We start from the raw sequence: 13,158 nt of genomic DNA, 5'->3' as shown, positions 1-13,158 counted from the left end.
GACTATGCCCTAGTGCGGGCGAATCACGGGTTGATGTCCTCCAGCATCTCCGTGACCAGCGCCGCGATCGGGGAGCGCTCGGAGCGGGTGAGGGTGATGTGGGCGAACAACGGATGGCCCTTCAGCTTCTCGACCACCGCGACGACGCCGTCGTAGCGGCCGACCCGCAGGTTGTCGCGCTGGGCCACGTCGTGGGTCAGCACCACCCGGGAGCCCTGGCCGATCCGGGAGAGCACCGTCAGCAGGACGTTCCGCTCCAGCGACTGCGCCTCGTCCACGATCACGAAGGCGTCGTGCAGCGAACGCCCCCGGATGTGGGTCAGCGGCAGGACCTCCAGCATGCCCCGGGAGATCACCTCCTCGATGACGTCCGGGGTGGTCACGGCCGAGAGGGTGTCGAAGACCGCCTGCGCCCAGGGGCTCATCTTCTCCGTCTCGGACCCGGGCAGGTAGCCGAGCTCCTGGCCGCCGACCGCGTACAGCGGCCGGAACACCATCACCTTGCGGTGCTGCCCCCGCTCCAGCACCGCCTCCAGCCCCGCGCACAGCGCCAGCGCCGACTTGCCGGTACCGGCCCGCCCGCCCATCGAGACGATGCCCACCTCCGGATCGAGCAGCAGGTCCAGCGCCACCCGCTGCTCGGCACTGCGCCCGCGCAGCCCGAAGGCCTCGCGCTCGCCGCGCACCAGCCGCACCCGGCCGTCGCCGGTGACCCGGCCCAGCGCCCGGCCGCGCTCGGAGCCGAGCACCAGTCCGGTGTGGACGGGCAGCTCGGCCGCGCCCTCGACGTCCACCGCCGCGTCGTGGCCGGCCGCGAACAGCGCGTCCACCTGGTCGGCGGGGACGTGCAGCTCGGCCATGCCGGTCCACCCGGAGGTGATCGCCAACTCGGCCCGGTACTCCTCGGCGAGCAGGCCGACCGAACTGGCCTTGATCCGCAGCGGCAGGTCCTTGGAGACGACGGTGACGTCGTACCCCTCGGCCTGCAGGTTGCGGGCCACCGCAAGGATCCGGCTGTCCGCCTCGCCGCCCGCGGACCGGTAGCCGACCGGCAGTATCGACAGGTCGGAGTGGTTCAGCTCGACCCGGATGGTGCCGCCGAGCTCCCCGACCGGGATCGGCTCGTCGAGCCGGCCGAAACGGATGCGGTAGTCGTCGAGCAGCCGCAGCGCCTGGCGGGCGAAGTAGCCCAGCTCCGGGTGGTGCCGCTTGGCTTCCAGCTCGGTGACCACGACCACCGGCAGGACGACCTCGTGCTCCTCGAAGCGGGTCATGGCGAGCGGGTCCGCCAGAAGCACGCTGGTGTCGAGAACGTAGGTCCGCCGGTCTGGTGTCCGGCGGCTCTTGGAACTGACCACTAGGCCTCCAGAGCGGATGACCCTGCGTCATCCGCGGCAAGCCGGCCCCCGCTGCCCCGGTGGCCTCGGGGCCGGTCTGCTCGGAGTATTCCCAGGCGAGGGGCGGTGCATTCACGCACTCGGCGAACTGACGGATCATTGCCGGTGAACGTTTGGCCTCGCGCCGCCGCCGGGTACTCCAGCCCTACTGGGGGGTCGGCGGGGGCGGGTGGGGGCCGGTGGGCGTCAGAGCCCCATCCGCCGGTGGCGCTCCTCGTACGCGCGCAGTGCCCGGAGGAAGTCGACCTTCCGGAAGGCGGGCCAGTAGGCCTCGCAGAAGTAGAACTCGCTGTGCGCGCTCTGCCAGAGCAGGAAGCCGGACAGCCGCTGCTCGCCCGAGGTGCGGATGACCAGGTCCGGGTCGGGCTGGCCCTTGGTGTAGAGGTGCTCGGCGATGTGCTCGACGTCGAGGATTTCGGCCAGTTCCTCGATCGAGGTGCCGCGCCCGGCGTGCTCCTGGAGCAGCGAGCGGACGGCGTCGGCGATCTCGTGCCGGCCGCCGTACCCGACGGCGACGTTCACGGTGATCCCGTCGATCCCGGCGGTCTCGTCGGCGGCCCGCTTGAGCACGTCCGCGGTGTGCTGCGGGAGCAGGTCCAGCGCGCCGACCGGGTTGACCCGCCAGCGGCGGGCGGCGGCCAGGCCGGTGACGGCGTCCTCGATGATCCCGAGCAGCGGGACGAGCTCGTCGGCCGGCCGGGAGAGGTTGTCGGTGGAGAGCATCCAGAGCGTGACGACCTTGACGTGGGTCTCGTCGCACCAGCCGAGGAACTCGCTGATCTTGTCGGCGCCGCGCTGGTGGCCGTAGGCGGTGGAGCCGCCGGTCGCCTTGGCCCAGCGGCGGTTGCCGTCGAGGATCACGCCGATGTGATGGGGGGTCCGGGCGAGGTGCACCTCGACCCGGCGACCGTAGAGGCCGTACATACCGTCCAGCAGGGTGCGCAGACCCGGCGTGCGTTCGACGACATCGCGCAGACCCATGGTTTTCGGCCCCTCCGTACTCATTCACCGGGGGACGTCACAACCCCCGGCGCAGCCTACTCCGGCCCGGAGGCAGTGGGTAAAGCCGCAGGTAGCAGTCCGGTCACAGTCCTGTGCGGAGCGCGTCGGGGGCCGCGTGGCGGGAGTGGCCGGAACACACCCGCGCGAACGCCCGGTGGCTCCCGGGGCTCCGGATACGGATACGGAACGGTATCCGGTTCCTTAAAGAATCCGTAAGCCGACGGTTCAATGCTTGACGACCACCAATGGTCTAGTCCAGCTTGTGACCCAGGGCGGAACACGCACCACCGCCGCCCCATCCGAGGCAGTACTGCGGACGCAATTCCCTCCTCGCCCCCGGGCGTTCCCGAACCGAACACGACGCTCCTCGCTCCGGTGCTCCCACACCGCCGACCGTCCGTCGTCCTCGGCCCGGGCACGCTCGTCGGCCCGGCGGGAGCCCTCCCCCACACGCGGCCGCCGCGCCCCCCACCGCGGCGGCCGCTCCTCCCCCAGGAGCGCACCTCCATGGCCCGTACGCTGAACCAGCCCGCGCACAAGCGCCGGCGCAGCACCCTTCCGGCCCTCGCCGCCGGTGCCACCGCCCTCGCCCTCGCCGGCAGCGGCCTCGCCCTCTTCGCCGGCGGCGCCAGCGCGGCCGCCGGCAACCTGGTCTCCAACGGCGGCTTCGACTCCGGTTCGACCGCCGGCTGGGTCTGTACCGGCGCCGCGGGCACCGTCTCCGCTCCGGTCCACTCCGGCACCGGCGCGCTGCAGGCCACGCCGGGCGCCGCGGACACCGCCGAGTGCACCCAGACCATCAGCGTGCTGCCCAACACCAGCTACACCCTGAGCGCCTGGGTCCAGGGCCCGTACGTCTACCTCGGCGCGCGCGGCACCGGCGGCACCGACCCGAGCAGCTGGTCCAACCAGAACAGCTGGAACCAGCTCTCCTCCACCTTCACCACCGGCGCGAACGTCAAGAACGTCACGCTGTTCGTGCACGGCTGGTACGGCCAGAGCGCCTACCTCGCGGACGACATCACGCTGAGCGGCCCCGGCGGCACCTCCACGCCGAGCCCGACCGCGACGCCCACCGTCACGCCGACCGCCACCGCGTCGCCCACGGCCACCGCGACGCCGACCGCGACCGCCACCCCGACGGCGACCGCCACCCCGACGGCGACCGCCACCCCGACCCAGACCGCCACGCCGACGCCCACGGCGACCGCGACCACCACCGCCCCGCCGGTCACCGGCCTGCCGAAGCACGCGGTCACCGGCTACTGGCACAACTTCGACAACGGCGCGACCGTCCAGAAGCTGAGCGACGTCCAGAGCGCCTACGACATCATCGCGGTCTCCTTCGCCGACGCCGTGCCGACCAGGGGCGGGGCGATCAGCTTCACCCTCGACCCGGGGCTCGCCAAGGCCCTCGGCGGCTACACCGACGCGCAGTTCCGCGCCGACCTGAAGGCCAAGCAGGCGGCCGGCAAGAAGGTCGTCCTCTCGATCGGCGGCCAGAACGGCGCGATCAGCGTGGGTGACGCCGCCGCGGCGGCCGCGTTCACCGACAGCGCCTACGCGATCATCAAGGACTACGGCTTCGACGGCATCGACGTCGACCTGGAGAACGGCGTCAACCCGACCTACCTCGGGAACGCGCTGCACAGCCTGCAGGCCAAGGTCGGCTCGAACTTCATCCTGACGATGGCCCCGGAGACCATCGGGATGTACAGCACCGCCGGTGCCTACTTCCAGCTGGCGCTGAACACCAAGGACATCCTGACCGTCGTCAACACCCAGTTCTACAACTCGGGCGGCATGAACGGCTGCGACGGCAAGGTCTACAACCAGGGCACCATCGACTTCATCACCGCGCAGGTCTGCACCCAGATCCAGGGCGGCCTGCGGCCCGACCAGGTCGGCATCGGCGTCCCGGCCTCCAGCAAGGCGGCCGGCGGCGGCTACGTCTCGCCGACCGTGGTGAACAACGCGCTGGACTGCCTGGCCACCGGCAAGAACTGCGGCAGCTTCGTCCCGCCGGCCAAGTGGCCCACCATCCGCGGCGCGATGACCTGGTCCACCAACTGGGACGCCAACAACGGGAACGCCTTCTCCAACGCGGTCGGCCCGTTCGTCCACCAGATGCCGTAACTCCCCCCGGCGCGCCGCTCCTTGAGGGTGGGGCTCGCGCGCCGACGGCGGGGCCCGTCGTACCGGACCGGTACGGCGGGCCCCGCTCGTCCCCCCTCCTCCTACTGCAGCAGGACCGCGGCCAGGGTGCCGAGCAGCAGGAACGGGCCCATCGGCAGCTCCAGCCCGCGCACCGGCCGCCGCCGCGCCAGGGCCGCCACCGCCCGGACCACCGCCCAGAGCCCGGCCAGCACCGAGGCCGCGAAGAGCCCGGTGAACGCGGCCGACCAGCCGTACCGGCCGAGCAGCGCGCCCAGGCCGAGCGCCAGCACGGTGTCCCCCGGGCCCATCAGACCGATCCAGCCGGGCAGTTCGAACAGCGCGGCGGCGGCGAGCGCCACCAGCAGACAGCGCAGCAGCACACCCGGACTGCCGGCCGCCAGCTCCACCACCACCAGCAGCGCGGCCAGGCCGGCCGCCAGCGCCCAGCTCAGCGGGTACGGCAGCCGCCGCACCCGGGCGTCGGTGAAGCCGAGCACCACGCCCGGGCCGGCCGCCCAGAGCAGCAGCACCGCGTCGGCCGGGTGCGCCGCCGACAGCGCGGCCGCCGCCACCGCGACGGTCACCGCCTCCACCTGCCAGGCCCCCGGCCCCAGCCGCTCCCGACAGCCCGGGCAGCGCCCGCCGGGCGGCAGACCGCGCAACCGCCGCTCGCACGCCGGGCACCGGGTGCACCACGGCCCGCCCTCCGGCACGGCGTAACGCACCACCAGACCCCGCAGCGCGGGCGCCACCAGCAGGCCGCCCAGCACCGCCCCGAGCACGGCCGCGATCACGGCGCCCCCTCTCGTCCACCGTCGGTCACTGTCCCCGGGCACCGGTACGGTTCCCCGGGAACCGCCCGGCACTCGCCGGCGTCCGACCTCGCGGCGCCACATCCGCATCCCGGCGCCGCACCGACCACATCATCCACGGGGAACCACTGTGACCAACACTCAGAAGGCGCTGCGCGCCGCCGTCCCGCTCGCCGCGCTGGCGCTGCTGCTGACCGCCTGCGGGCCGGAGAACGAGGACCCGGCCGCGGGCGCGGCGGGCGCCGCGGGCGCGAGCGCCGCCGCCACCACCGCGCCGGGCGCCACCGGGGCCCCGGCGGCCACCGGCGGCTCCGCCGGCACCGCGGGCACCGGCGGTACGGCCGGCACGGCGGGCGCCGGCGGCAACACGCCGAACGCCGTCCCGTCCGCCGCCACCAGCGGGAACCCGATCGGCGGCGCCGGCGGCGGCGCCGGCAGCGGGAAGATCGGCTACGACAACCCGCTGGCGACCACCGCCACCGGCAGCTACCTGGGCAAGACCAAGGCCGACGTCACCCCGGTCTCGGTGGTCAAGGGCACCGCGGCCGAGGTCGCGCCGTACAACTTCAAGCCGGCCGAGCTCGACGGCAAGACGCCGTACTACGTGACCGTCTCGTTCACCAACCGCACCGGTGGCCCGCTCACCGACGAGTACTTCATGATGCGGTTCAAGGTGAAGTCGGACACCGCCGCCACCGGCGGGGTGCTGCCCGCGCCGACCGTCCTGAAGTCGATCCCGCAGTGCGACTCCGGCAAGAAGCCCGGCACCCTGGCGGACGGCCAGACCCAGCAGCAGTGTGCGGTCTATCTCGTTCCGACCAACACCCCGCCGAAGTTCCTCGTCTTCGGCAGCGTTCTGGACACCGAGCCCCTGATCTGGAAGGCCGGCTGACAGCTCCGCCTGCCGTTCGAAGGGGGCCCTTGAGGGCGGTCCGGCGCGTGTCCCCGCACACGCGCCGGACCGGCCCGGGATACCCCTAAAGTAGGCAGGCATGCAGGTCATCCAGTCCAGCAAGCTCGCCAACGTCTGCTACGACATCCGCGGCCCGGTGCTCGACGAGGCGATGCGGCTGGAGGAGCAGGGCCACCGCATCCTGAAGCTCAACACCGGCAACCCCGCCGTGTTCGGCTTCGACGCGCCCCCGGAGATCCTCCAGGACATCCTGCGCAACCTCTCCTCCGCGCACGGGTACGGCGACTCCAAGGGCCTGCTCGCCGCCCGCCGGGCCGTGGTGATGCACTACGAGGAGCGCGGGCTGCACGGCCTCACCGTCGAGGACGTCTTCCTCGGCAACGGCGTCTCCGAGCTGATCCAGCTGGCGATGACCGCCCTGCTCGACGACGGCGACGAGGTGCTCGTCCCGGCGCCGGACTACCCGCTCTGGACGGCCTCCGTCTCGCTGGCCGGCGGCACCGCCGTGCACTACCGCTGCGACGAGCAGTCCGAGTGGTACCCGGACCTCGCCGACATCGAGGCCAAGGTCACCGACCGGACCAGGGCGATCGTGGTGATCAACCCGAACAACCCGACCGGCGCGGTCTACCCGCGCGAGGTCCTGGAGAGCCTGGTCGAGATCGCCCGCCGGCACAAGCTGGTGGTCTACGCGGACGAGATCTACGACAAGATCCTCTACGACGACGCCGAGCACGTCCCGCTGGCCACGCTGGCCCCCGACCTGTTCTGCGTCACCTTCAACGGGCTCTCCAAGGCGTACCGGGTGGCGGGCTTCCGCTCCGGCTGGATGGTGCTCTCCGGCGACCGGCAACGCGCCCGCAGCTACATCGAGGGCCTGACCGTGCTCGCCTCGATGCGCCTGTGCGCCAACATGCCGGCCCAGCACGCGGTGGCCGCGGCGCTCGGCGGCCGACAGTCGATCAAGGACCTGGTGCTGCCCGGCGGCCGGCTGCTGGAGTCCCGGGACGCCGCGTACCGGCTGCTCAACGAGATCCCGGGGGTCAGCTGCGTCAAGCCGAAGGGCGCGCTCTACGCGTTCCCCCGGCTGGACCCGAAGGTCTACAAGATCAAGGACGACGCCCAGATGGTGCTGGACCTGCTGCGCGCCGAACGCATCCTGCTGGTCCAGGGGACCGGCTTCAACTGGCCCGAGCCGGACCACTTCCGCCTGGTCACGCTGCCCCGGGCGGAGGAGATCACCGACGCCGTCACCCGGATCGGCGACTTCCTCGGCGGCTACACCCAGCCGTAGCGGGCCCGGACGGTCAGGCCGTCGCGGTCAGGTCCGGTCCGGCTGGCCGTCGCGGTCCGGCTGGCCGTCGCGGTCCGTCTGGCCGTCGCGGTCAGGTCCGGTCCGGTCCGGTCCGGTCCGGAAAAGCTACGGCCGGAGTCCCGGTCCGGACGATCTCCTTGGTCGGGGAAAGATCGTCCGCGGGACTCCGGCCGTCCTGTCGCTCGGTGGGTGCGCGATTCGTGCCACGCACCCACCACTACTCGCCGGGCTGAGGCTCAGGCTCAGCCGAGGCGGGCGACCAGGTCTCGGTACTCGTCCCACAGCTCGGTGGGCGTGTGGGAGCCGAAGAGCTCCAGGTGGGCCGGGACGAGCGCGGCCTCCTGACGCCAGATGTCGGCGTCCACGGTGAACAGCAGCTCCCGGTCGGCCTCGGAGAGGTCCAGGCCGTCCAGGTCGAAGCCCTCGACGGTCGGCAGCACGCCGATCGGGGTCTCGACGCCCTCGCCGGTGCCCTGCAGGCGCTCGACGATCCACTTCAGCACGCGGCTGTTCTCGCCGTAGCCGGGCCAGACGAACGAGCCCTCGCTGTTCTTGCGGAACCAGTTCACGTAGTAGATCTTCGGCAGCTTGGCGGCGTCCGCCTGGGCGCCGACCTTCAGCCAGTGGGCGAAGTAGTCGCCCATGTTGTAGCCGCAGAACGGCAGCATCGCGAACGGGTCGCGGCGCAGCTCGCCGACGGTGCCCTCGGCAGCGGCGGTCTTCTCGGAGGCGATGTTCGCGCCCAGGAAGACGCCGTGCTGCCAGTCGAAGGACTCCGTCACCAGCGGGACGGCGGTGGCGCGGCGGCCGCCGAACAGGATCGCCGAGATCGGCACGCCCGCCGGGTCCTCCCACTCGGGGGCGATGGTCGGGCACTGCGCGGCCGGGACGGCGAACCGGGCGTTGGGGTGGGCGGCCGGGGTGCCGGACTCCGGCGTCCAGTCGTTGCCGCGCCAGTCGGTGAGGTGCGCCGGGGGCTCCTCGGTCAGGCCCTCCCACCAGACGTCGCCGTCGTCGGTCAGCGCGACGTTGGTGTAGACGGTGTTGCCCCAGAGGGTCTCGATGGCGTTGGCGTTGGTGTCGACGCCGGTGCCGGGCGCGACGCCGAAGAAGCCGGCCTCGGGGTTGATGGCGTAGAGCCGGCCGTCGGCGCCGAAGCGCATCCAGGCGATGTCGTCGCCGATCGTCTCGACCTTCCAGCCCGGGATGGTGGGCTGGAGCATGGCGAGGTTGGTCTTGCCGCAGGCGGAGGGGAAGGCCGCCGCGACGTACGTGGCCTCGCCGGTCGGCGGGGTGAGCTTGAGGACGAGCATGTGCTCGGCCAGCCAGCCCTCGTCACGCGCCATCGTGGAGGCGATCCGCAGCGCGTAGCACTTCTTGCCGAGCAGGGCGTTGCCGCCGTAGCCGGAGCCGAAGGACCAGATCTCGCGGGTCTCCGGGAAGTGCGAGATGTACTTGGTGCTGTTGCACGGCCAGGCGACGTCCGCCTCGCCCTCGGCGAGCGGCGCGCCGACGGTGTGCACGGCCTTGACGAACTCGCCGTCCTCGCCCAGCTGGTCGATCACGGCCTGGCCCATGCGGGTCATCACGCGCATCGACACGGCGACGTAGGCGGAGTCGGTGATCTCGACGCCGTACGCGGCCAGCGGGGAGCCGACCGGGCCCATCGAGAAGGGCACGACGTACATCGTGCGCCCCTTCATCGAGCCGCGGAAGAGACCGTTCTCGCCCTGGAAGACCTCCCGCATCTCGGCGGGGGCCTTCCAGTTGTTGGTCGGACCGGCGTCCTTCTCCTGCTCGGAGCAGATGTAGGTGCGGTCCTCGACGCGCGCCACGTCCGTGGGGTCCGAGGCGGCGTAGTAGGAGTTGGGGCGCTTCTTCTCGTCGAGCTTCCTGAAGGTGCCCTGAGCGACCAGCAGGTCCGCGAGGCGCTGGTACTCCTCCTCGGACCCGTCACACCACTCGATGCGGGCCGGCTGGGTGAGCTCGGCGATCTCGCTCACCCAGGCCAGCAGGCGCTTGTGACGGGTGGGCGCGGATGCGCTGAGAGCGAGGTTCTCGTACGACACGATCGCTCCGTTTCACGCCATCTCGGCACGGAGACGGCGTAGCGGGGGTTTGAGGGTGCTTGCAGCGTAGCTCCGGCCTCAAGCCCAGAACACGGCGCAACGGTGAAATTGACTCATCTTTTACTACATTCAGTCTGGTTACTTGTTGGTAATCCGGCTCCTTCGGCCGACCCGAGCCCGACCCGACCGACCCCCGAACACTCCAAAACGTCCAGTAGTGATGAGGACCACTTCCTACGCGTCAGTAACCTACGGATCCGTAGGTAGCAGGTAGCATGCTGCCCATGACTGCTGAGCTCCTGGAGAGCACGGAGCGCGTGGAGATCAAGCCGCGTTGGCGCGGCTGGCTGCACGCCGGGATGTTCCCCGCCACGGTGGCCGCCGGGATCGTGCTGATCTGCCTGGCCGACTCCACGCCCGCCAAGATCGCCTGCGCGATCTACTCGGTCAGCGCCTGGCTGCTGTTCGGGGTCAGCGCGGTCTACCACCGCTTCACCTGGGGGCCGCGCGGCGACGCCGTGCTGCGCCGCCTCGACCACGCGAACATCTTCTTGATCATCGCGGGCACCTACACCCCGTTCACCATCCTGCTGCTGGACGGCGCCGCGCAGCAGGTGCTGCTCTGGGCGGTCTGGGGCGGTGCGCTGGCGGGGATAGCGTTCCGGGTGTTCTGGGTCGGCGCGCCGCGCTGGCTGTACACGCCGGTGTACATCGCGCTGGGCTGGGCCGCCGCCTTCTTCCTGCCGGACTTCCTGCGCACCGGCGGGGTCGCGGTGCTGGTGCTGATGATCGTCGGCGGGGTGCTCTACAGCGTCGGCGGCGTGGTGTACGGGCTCAAGCGGCCCAACCCCTCACCGCGCTGGTTCGGCTTCCACGAGGTGTTCCACGCCTTCACCCTCGGAGCCTTCATCGTGCAGTACGTCGGGGTCTCACTGGTGGCGTACAGCGCGACCCGCTGAACCCGGCGCCCCACGACGGGCGGTCGGCCGGTCCAGTGACCGGGCGGCCGCCCGTTCCGCTGTCCACTCCGGACCCGGCCGGCCCGGCCGGCGGTCCCCGCGCTCGTGCGCCGCGCCGTCGTGCCCCGGGCGCTCGTACGCCGGGCGCTCGCCCCCCGGACGCTCCCGTGCGGCGCGCTCGCGGGCCGCACGGTCGTGACCCGGAAGCTCGGCGGCCGAGTGGTCGTGGCCCGGAAGCTCCGAGGTCCGACGCTCCGGCGCCGGGAACCCGCGCACCGGGTACTCGCGCACCGGGTACTCGCGGCCGGGGTGCTCGGGGATCAGCTGCTCACGCACCCCGTACGGACGGGAGCCGGCCTGCCGCGCGTCCAGCGCCTCACGCGCCCGGCGGCAGCGCTCGCAGTGCGCCGGGTCCGGCCGGCCGCGCCCCGGGCGGTGCCGGCGCGCCGGACGGCGCTCACGCGGCCCGGCCTGCTGGTGCAGCTGCTGCCAGCGCCGGCCGACGTACACCATGAGCAGCAGCACCTCGACCCCGGCGACCCCCAGCACCAGGACGGCACCGTTGATCAGGTAGGCCGCGACCACGGCCAGCGCGGACCCCACCACCACCGCCGCACCCCAGATCTGGGCGCTCGACTCCCTGCCGGCCATTCGACTCCCCTTCCTGCGCCGGGCACGTGGTCGGCTCCTGCCGCCCCACCCCTTCTCGCTCTCGGCACGCTTCGGCCAGCACTGACCGATTGCCACATCCTATCTACCGTCAGTCACCCGAAGCCGCCCCGGGGCGGCGAACGCCAGATCAACGTTGCGTCAATTCCTTGTGCGGGAAGCACACTTCCAGGACACGTCACGCTGGGTCACGACTACTCGCGGTGGCGCGCTACATTGACGGCCATCCTCTTTTGGAAGTTACTGTCATTTGACAGTCACTTCCCCGAAGGCTCCGGAGGCCGCCGTGACCCCTCCCGCCGTACCCGCCCCGCCCGCTCCGCCCGGCCCCGATCCGCGGCGCTGGCTGGCGCTGGTCGCCGTCGCGCTGAGCGTCCTGGTCATCAGCTTCGACATGACGATCCTCAACGTGGCCCTGCCGACCCTGGCCTCCCAGCTGCGGGCCACCACCGGCCAGCAGCAGTGGATCGTCGACGCCTACACGGTGGTCTTCGCCGCCGCGATGCTCCCGGCCGGCCTGCTCGGGGACCGCTTCGGCCGCCGCCGCACCCTCACCACCGGCCTCGCACTGTTCGGCCTCGCCTCCGCGGTCGGCATGCTCGCCGACAGCCCCGGCACCCTGGTCGCCGCCCGTGCGGCGATGGGTCTGGCCGGCGCCCTGGTGATGCCGATGTCCCTGGCGGTGATCCCCGGTCTGTTCCCGGCCGGCGAGCAGCGCCGCGCCACCGCGATCCTCTCCGCCGCGCTCGCCGCCGGCACCCCGCTCGGCCCGCTGATCGGCGGCTTCCTGCTGCAGCACTTCTGGTGGGGCGCGATCTTCGTGATCAACGTCCCGCTGACGGTGATCGGCATCGTCGCCTGCGTCCTGCTGCTGCCGGAGACCCGCAACCCCGCCGCGCCCCGGATCGACGTGCTCGCCACCGTCCTCGGCGCGGGCGGTCTGGCCGCACTGACCTACGGCATCATCGAGGGCCCCGAACGCGGCTGGGCCGACCCGCTGGTGATCGGCATGATCGGCGGCTCGCTGGTCGCCCTCACCGTCCTGGTGCTGCGCAGCCGCCACCAGCACGCCCCGATGCTCGACCTCACCCTGCTCGCGGACCCGACCTTCCGCTGGGCCGCGGGGGCCGCGACGCTGGTCTCCCTGGTGCTCTTCGGCGCCTTCTTCGTCCTGCCGCTGTACTTCCAGAGCGTGCTGGGCGCGGACGCCTTCGGCACCGGTCTGCGGCTGATGCCGATGATGGTCGGGCTGATGGTGGCCGCCAAGCTCAGCGAGGGGCTGGTCGCCCGGATCGGCCCCCGGTCGGTGATCGCCCTCGGGCTCACCTCGCTGGCCGCCGCCCTGCTGCTCGGCAGCCGCACCTCCGTCTTGGACGGCTACGGCCTGGCGGCCGTCTGGCTCACCCTGCTCGGCCTGGGCATGGGCCTCTCGCTGATCACCGCCCAGGCCTCCGCCCTGCTCACCCTGCCGCCGGCCCGGGCCGGGGTCGGCTCCGGCCTGATGCAGACGCTGCGCCAGGTCGGCGGCGCGATCGGGGTCGCCGTCTTCGGCAGCATGCTGGCCGACTCCTACCGCGGTGCGCTGGACACCGCCGCGCTCCCGGCCGAGGCCGCGCACCGGGCCGGGCAGTCGGTGGTCGCCGCCGACGCGGTAGCCGCCGCCTCCGGGGACGGCGCCCTGACCGTCTCCGCCCACGCCGCCTACGTGCACGGGATGACGCTCGTCCTGCTCGTCTCCGGGGTGATCGCCCTGCTCTCGGCGGTGCTGGTCGCCCTGCGGATGCCGACCGCCGAACCGCGCCCGGGCACCGGCGCCGGTCCCGCCCCGGAGACCACCGCCGTCCCCGCCGCCGATCACGGATAAT

General features: G+C 72.3%; 10 protein-coding genes. 5 read left to right on the top strand and 5 right to left on the bottom strand.

What is annotated here, in order from left to right; translation table 11 throughout:
* Positions 1–23: 23 nt before the first annotated feature.
* The gene (locus ABZ495_RS17990) at positions 24–1,358 is read right to left on the bottom strand and encodes a PhoH family protein (RefSeq protein ID WP_329489399.1); all 1,335 of its coding nucleotides are present in this window, start codon (positions 1,356–1,358) and stop codon (positions 24–26) included.
* A 225-nt stretch (positions 1,359–1,583) separates the two neighbouring features.
* The gene (locus ABZ495_RS17985; protein ID WP_329489398.1) at positions 1,584–2,378 is read right to left on the bottom strand and encodes an isoprenyl transferase; all 795 of its coding nucleotides are present in this window, start codon (positions 2,376–2,378) and stop codon (positions 1,584–1,586) included.
* A 528-nt stretch (positions 2,379–2,906) separates the two neighbouring features.
* Between ABZ495_RS17985 and ABZ495_RS17980 the strand changes: the two genes are divergently transcribed.
* Entirely contained in the window at positions 2,907–4,535 is a 1,629-nt protein-coding gene (locus ABZ495_RS17980; RefSeq protein ID WP_359836772.1) for a glycosyl hydrolase family 18 protein, read from the top strand.
* A 101-nt stretch (positions 4,536–4,636) separates the two neighbouring features.
* On the opposite strand, the gene ABZ495_RS17975 is transcribed toward ABZ495_RS17980, so the two are convergent.
* Complete coding sequence (locus tag ABZ495_RS17975) at positions 4,637–5,350, bottom strand: prepilin peptidase (protein ID WP_359836770.1); 714 nt, start codon at positions 5,348–5,350, stop codon at positions 4,637–4,639.
* Positions 5,351–5,498: 148 nt separating this feature from the next.
* Here ABZ495_RS17975 and ABZ495_RS17970 point away from each other — a divergent pair, with 148 nt between their 5' ends.
* Both ABZ495_RS17970 and ABZ495_RS17965 read left to right on the top strand, forming a co-directional pair.
* Positions 5,499–6,260 (top strand): hypothetical protein, encoded by a 762-nt coding sequence (locus ABZ495_RS17970; RefSeq protein WP_359836768.1) that lies wholly within the window; start codon positions 5,499–5,501, stop codon positions 6,258–6,260.
* Positions 6,261–6,360: 100 nt separating this feature from the next.
* A complete protein-coding gene (locus tag ABZ495_RS17965; RefSeq protein ID WP_359836766.1) occupies positions 6,361–7,575 on the top strand; it encodes a pyridoxal phosphate-dependent aminotransferase in 1,215 nt (404 codons plus the stop codon).
* A 263-nt stretch (positions 7,576–7,838) separates the two neighbouring features.
* Here the strand turns inward: ABZ495_RS17965 and ABZ495_RS17960 are convergent, their stop codons facing one another.
* Entirely contained in the window at positions 7,839–9,665 is a 1,827-nt protein-coding gene (locus ABZ495_RS17960; RefSeq protein WP_329489393.1) for a phosphoenolpyruvate carboxykinase (GTP), read from the bottom strand.
* 275 nt (positions 9,666–9,940) lie between these two features.
* Between ABZ495_RS17960 and ABZ495_RS17955 the strand changes: the two genes are divergently transcribed.
* On the top strand, positions 9,941–10,624 hold the full coding sequence (locus tag ABZ495_RS17955) for a hemolysin III family protein (RefSeq protein ID WP_359836765.1): 684 nt from the start codon (positions 9,941–9,943) through the stop codon (positions 10,622–10,624).
* Here ABZ495_RS17955 and ABZ495_RS17950 read toward each other — a convergent pair.
* Positions 10,595–11,275, bottom strand: a complete 681-nt coding sequence (locus tag ABZ495_RS17950; RefSeq protein WP_359836763.1) for a hypothetical protein — start codon at positions 11,273–11,275, stop codon at positions 10,595–10,597. The two genes, ABZ495_RS17955 and ABZ495_RS17950, sit on opposite strands and share 30 nt — an antisense overlap.
* Before the next feature lie 304 nt (positions 11,276–11,579).
* Between ABZ495_RS17950 and ABZ495_RS17945 the strand changes: the two genes are divergently transcribed.
* Positions 11,580–13,157 (top strand): MFS transporter, encoded by a 1,578-nt coding sequence (locus ABZ495_RS17945; RefSeq protein WP_359836761.1) that lies wholly within the window; start codon positions 11,580–11,582, stop codon positions 13,155–13,157.
* Position 13,158 lies beyond the last annotated feature (1 nt).

The organism is Kitasatospora sp. NPDC005748, from assembly GCF_040630735.1.
Taxonomy (GTDB): Bacteria; Actinomycetota; Actinomycetes; order Streptomycetales; family Streptomycetaceae; genus Kitasatospora.
Note: the sequence above shows the minus strand (reverse complement) of the source record. Positions and strands in the feature narration are given on the sequence as shown.

Bases quoted from the DNA above. Each gene is read 5' to 3' on its own strand.
- ABZ495_RS17985 (WP_329489398.1), bottom strand. From the start codon at position 2,378: ATGGGTCTGCGCGATGTCGTCGAACGCACGCCGGGTCTGCGCACCCTG.
- ABZ495_RS17980 (WP_359836772.1), top strand. From the start codon at position 2,907: ATGGCCCGTACGCTGAACCAGCCCGCGCACAAGCGCCGGCGCAGCACC.
- ABZ495_RS17965 (WP_359836766.1), top strand. From the start codon at position 6,361: ATGCAGGTCATCCAGTCCAGCAAGCTCGCCAACGTCTGCTACGACATC.
- ABZ495_RS17955 (WP_359836765.1), top strand. From the start codon at position 9,941: ATGCTGCCCATGACTGCTGAGCTCCTGGAGAGCACGGAGCGCGTGGAG.
- ABZ495_RS17950 (WP_359836763.1), bottom strand. From the start codon at position 11,275: ATGGCCGGCAGGGAGTCGAGCGCCCAGATCTGGGGTGCGGCGGTGGTG.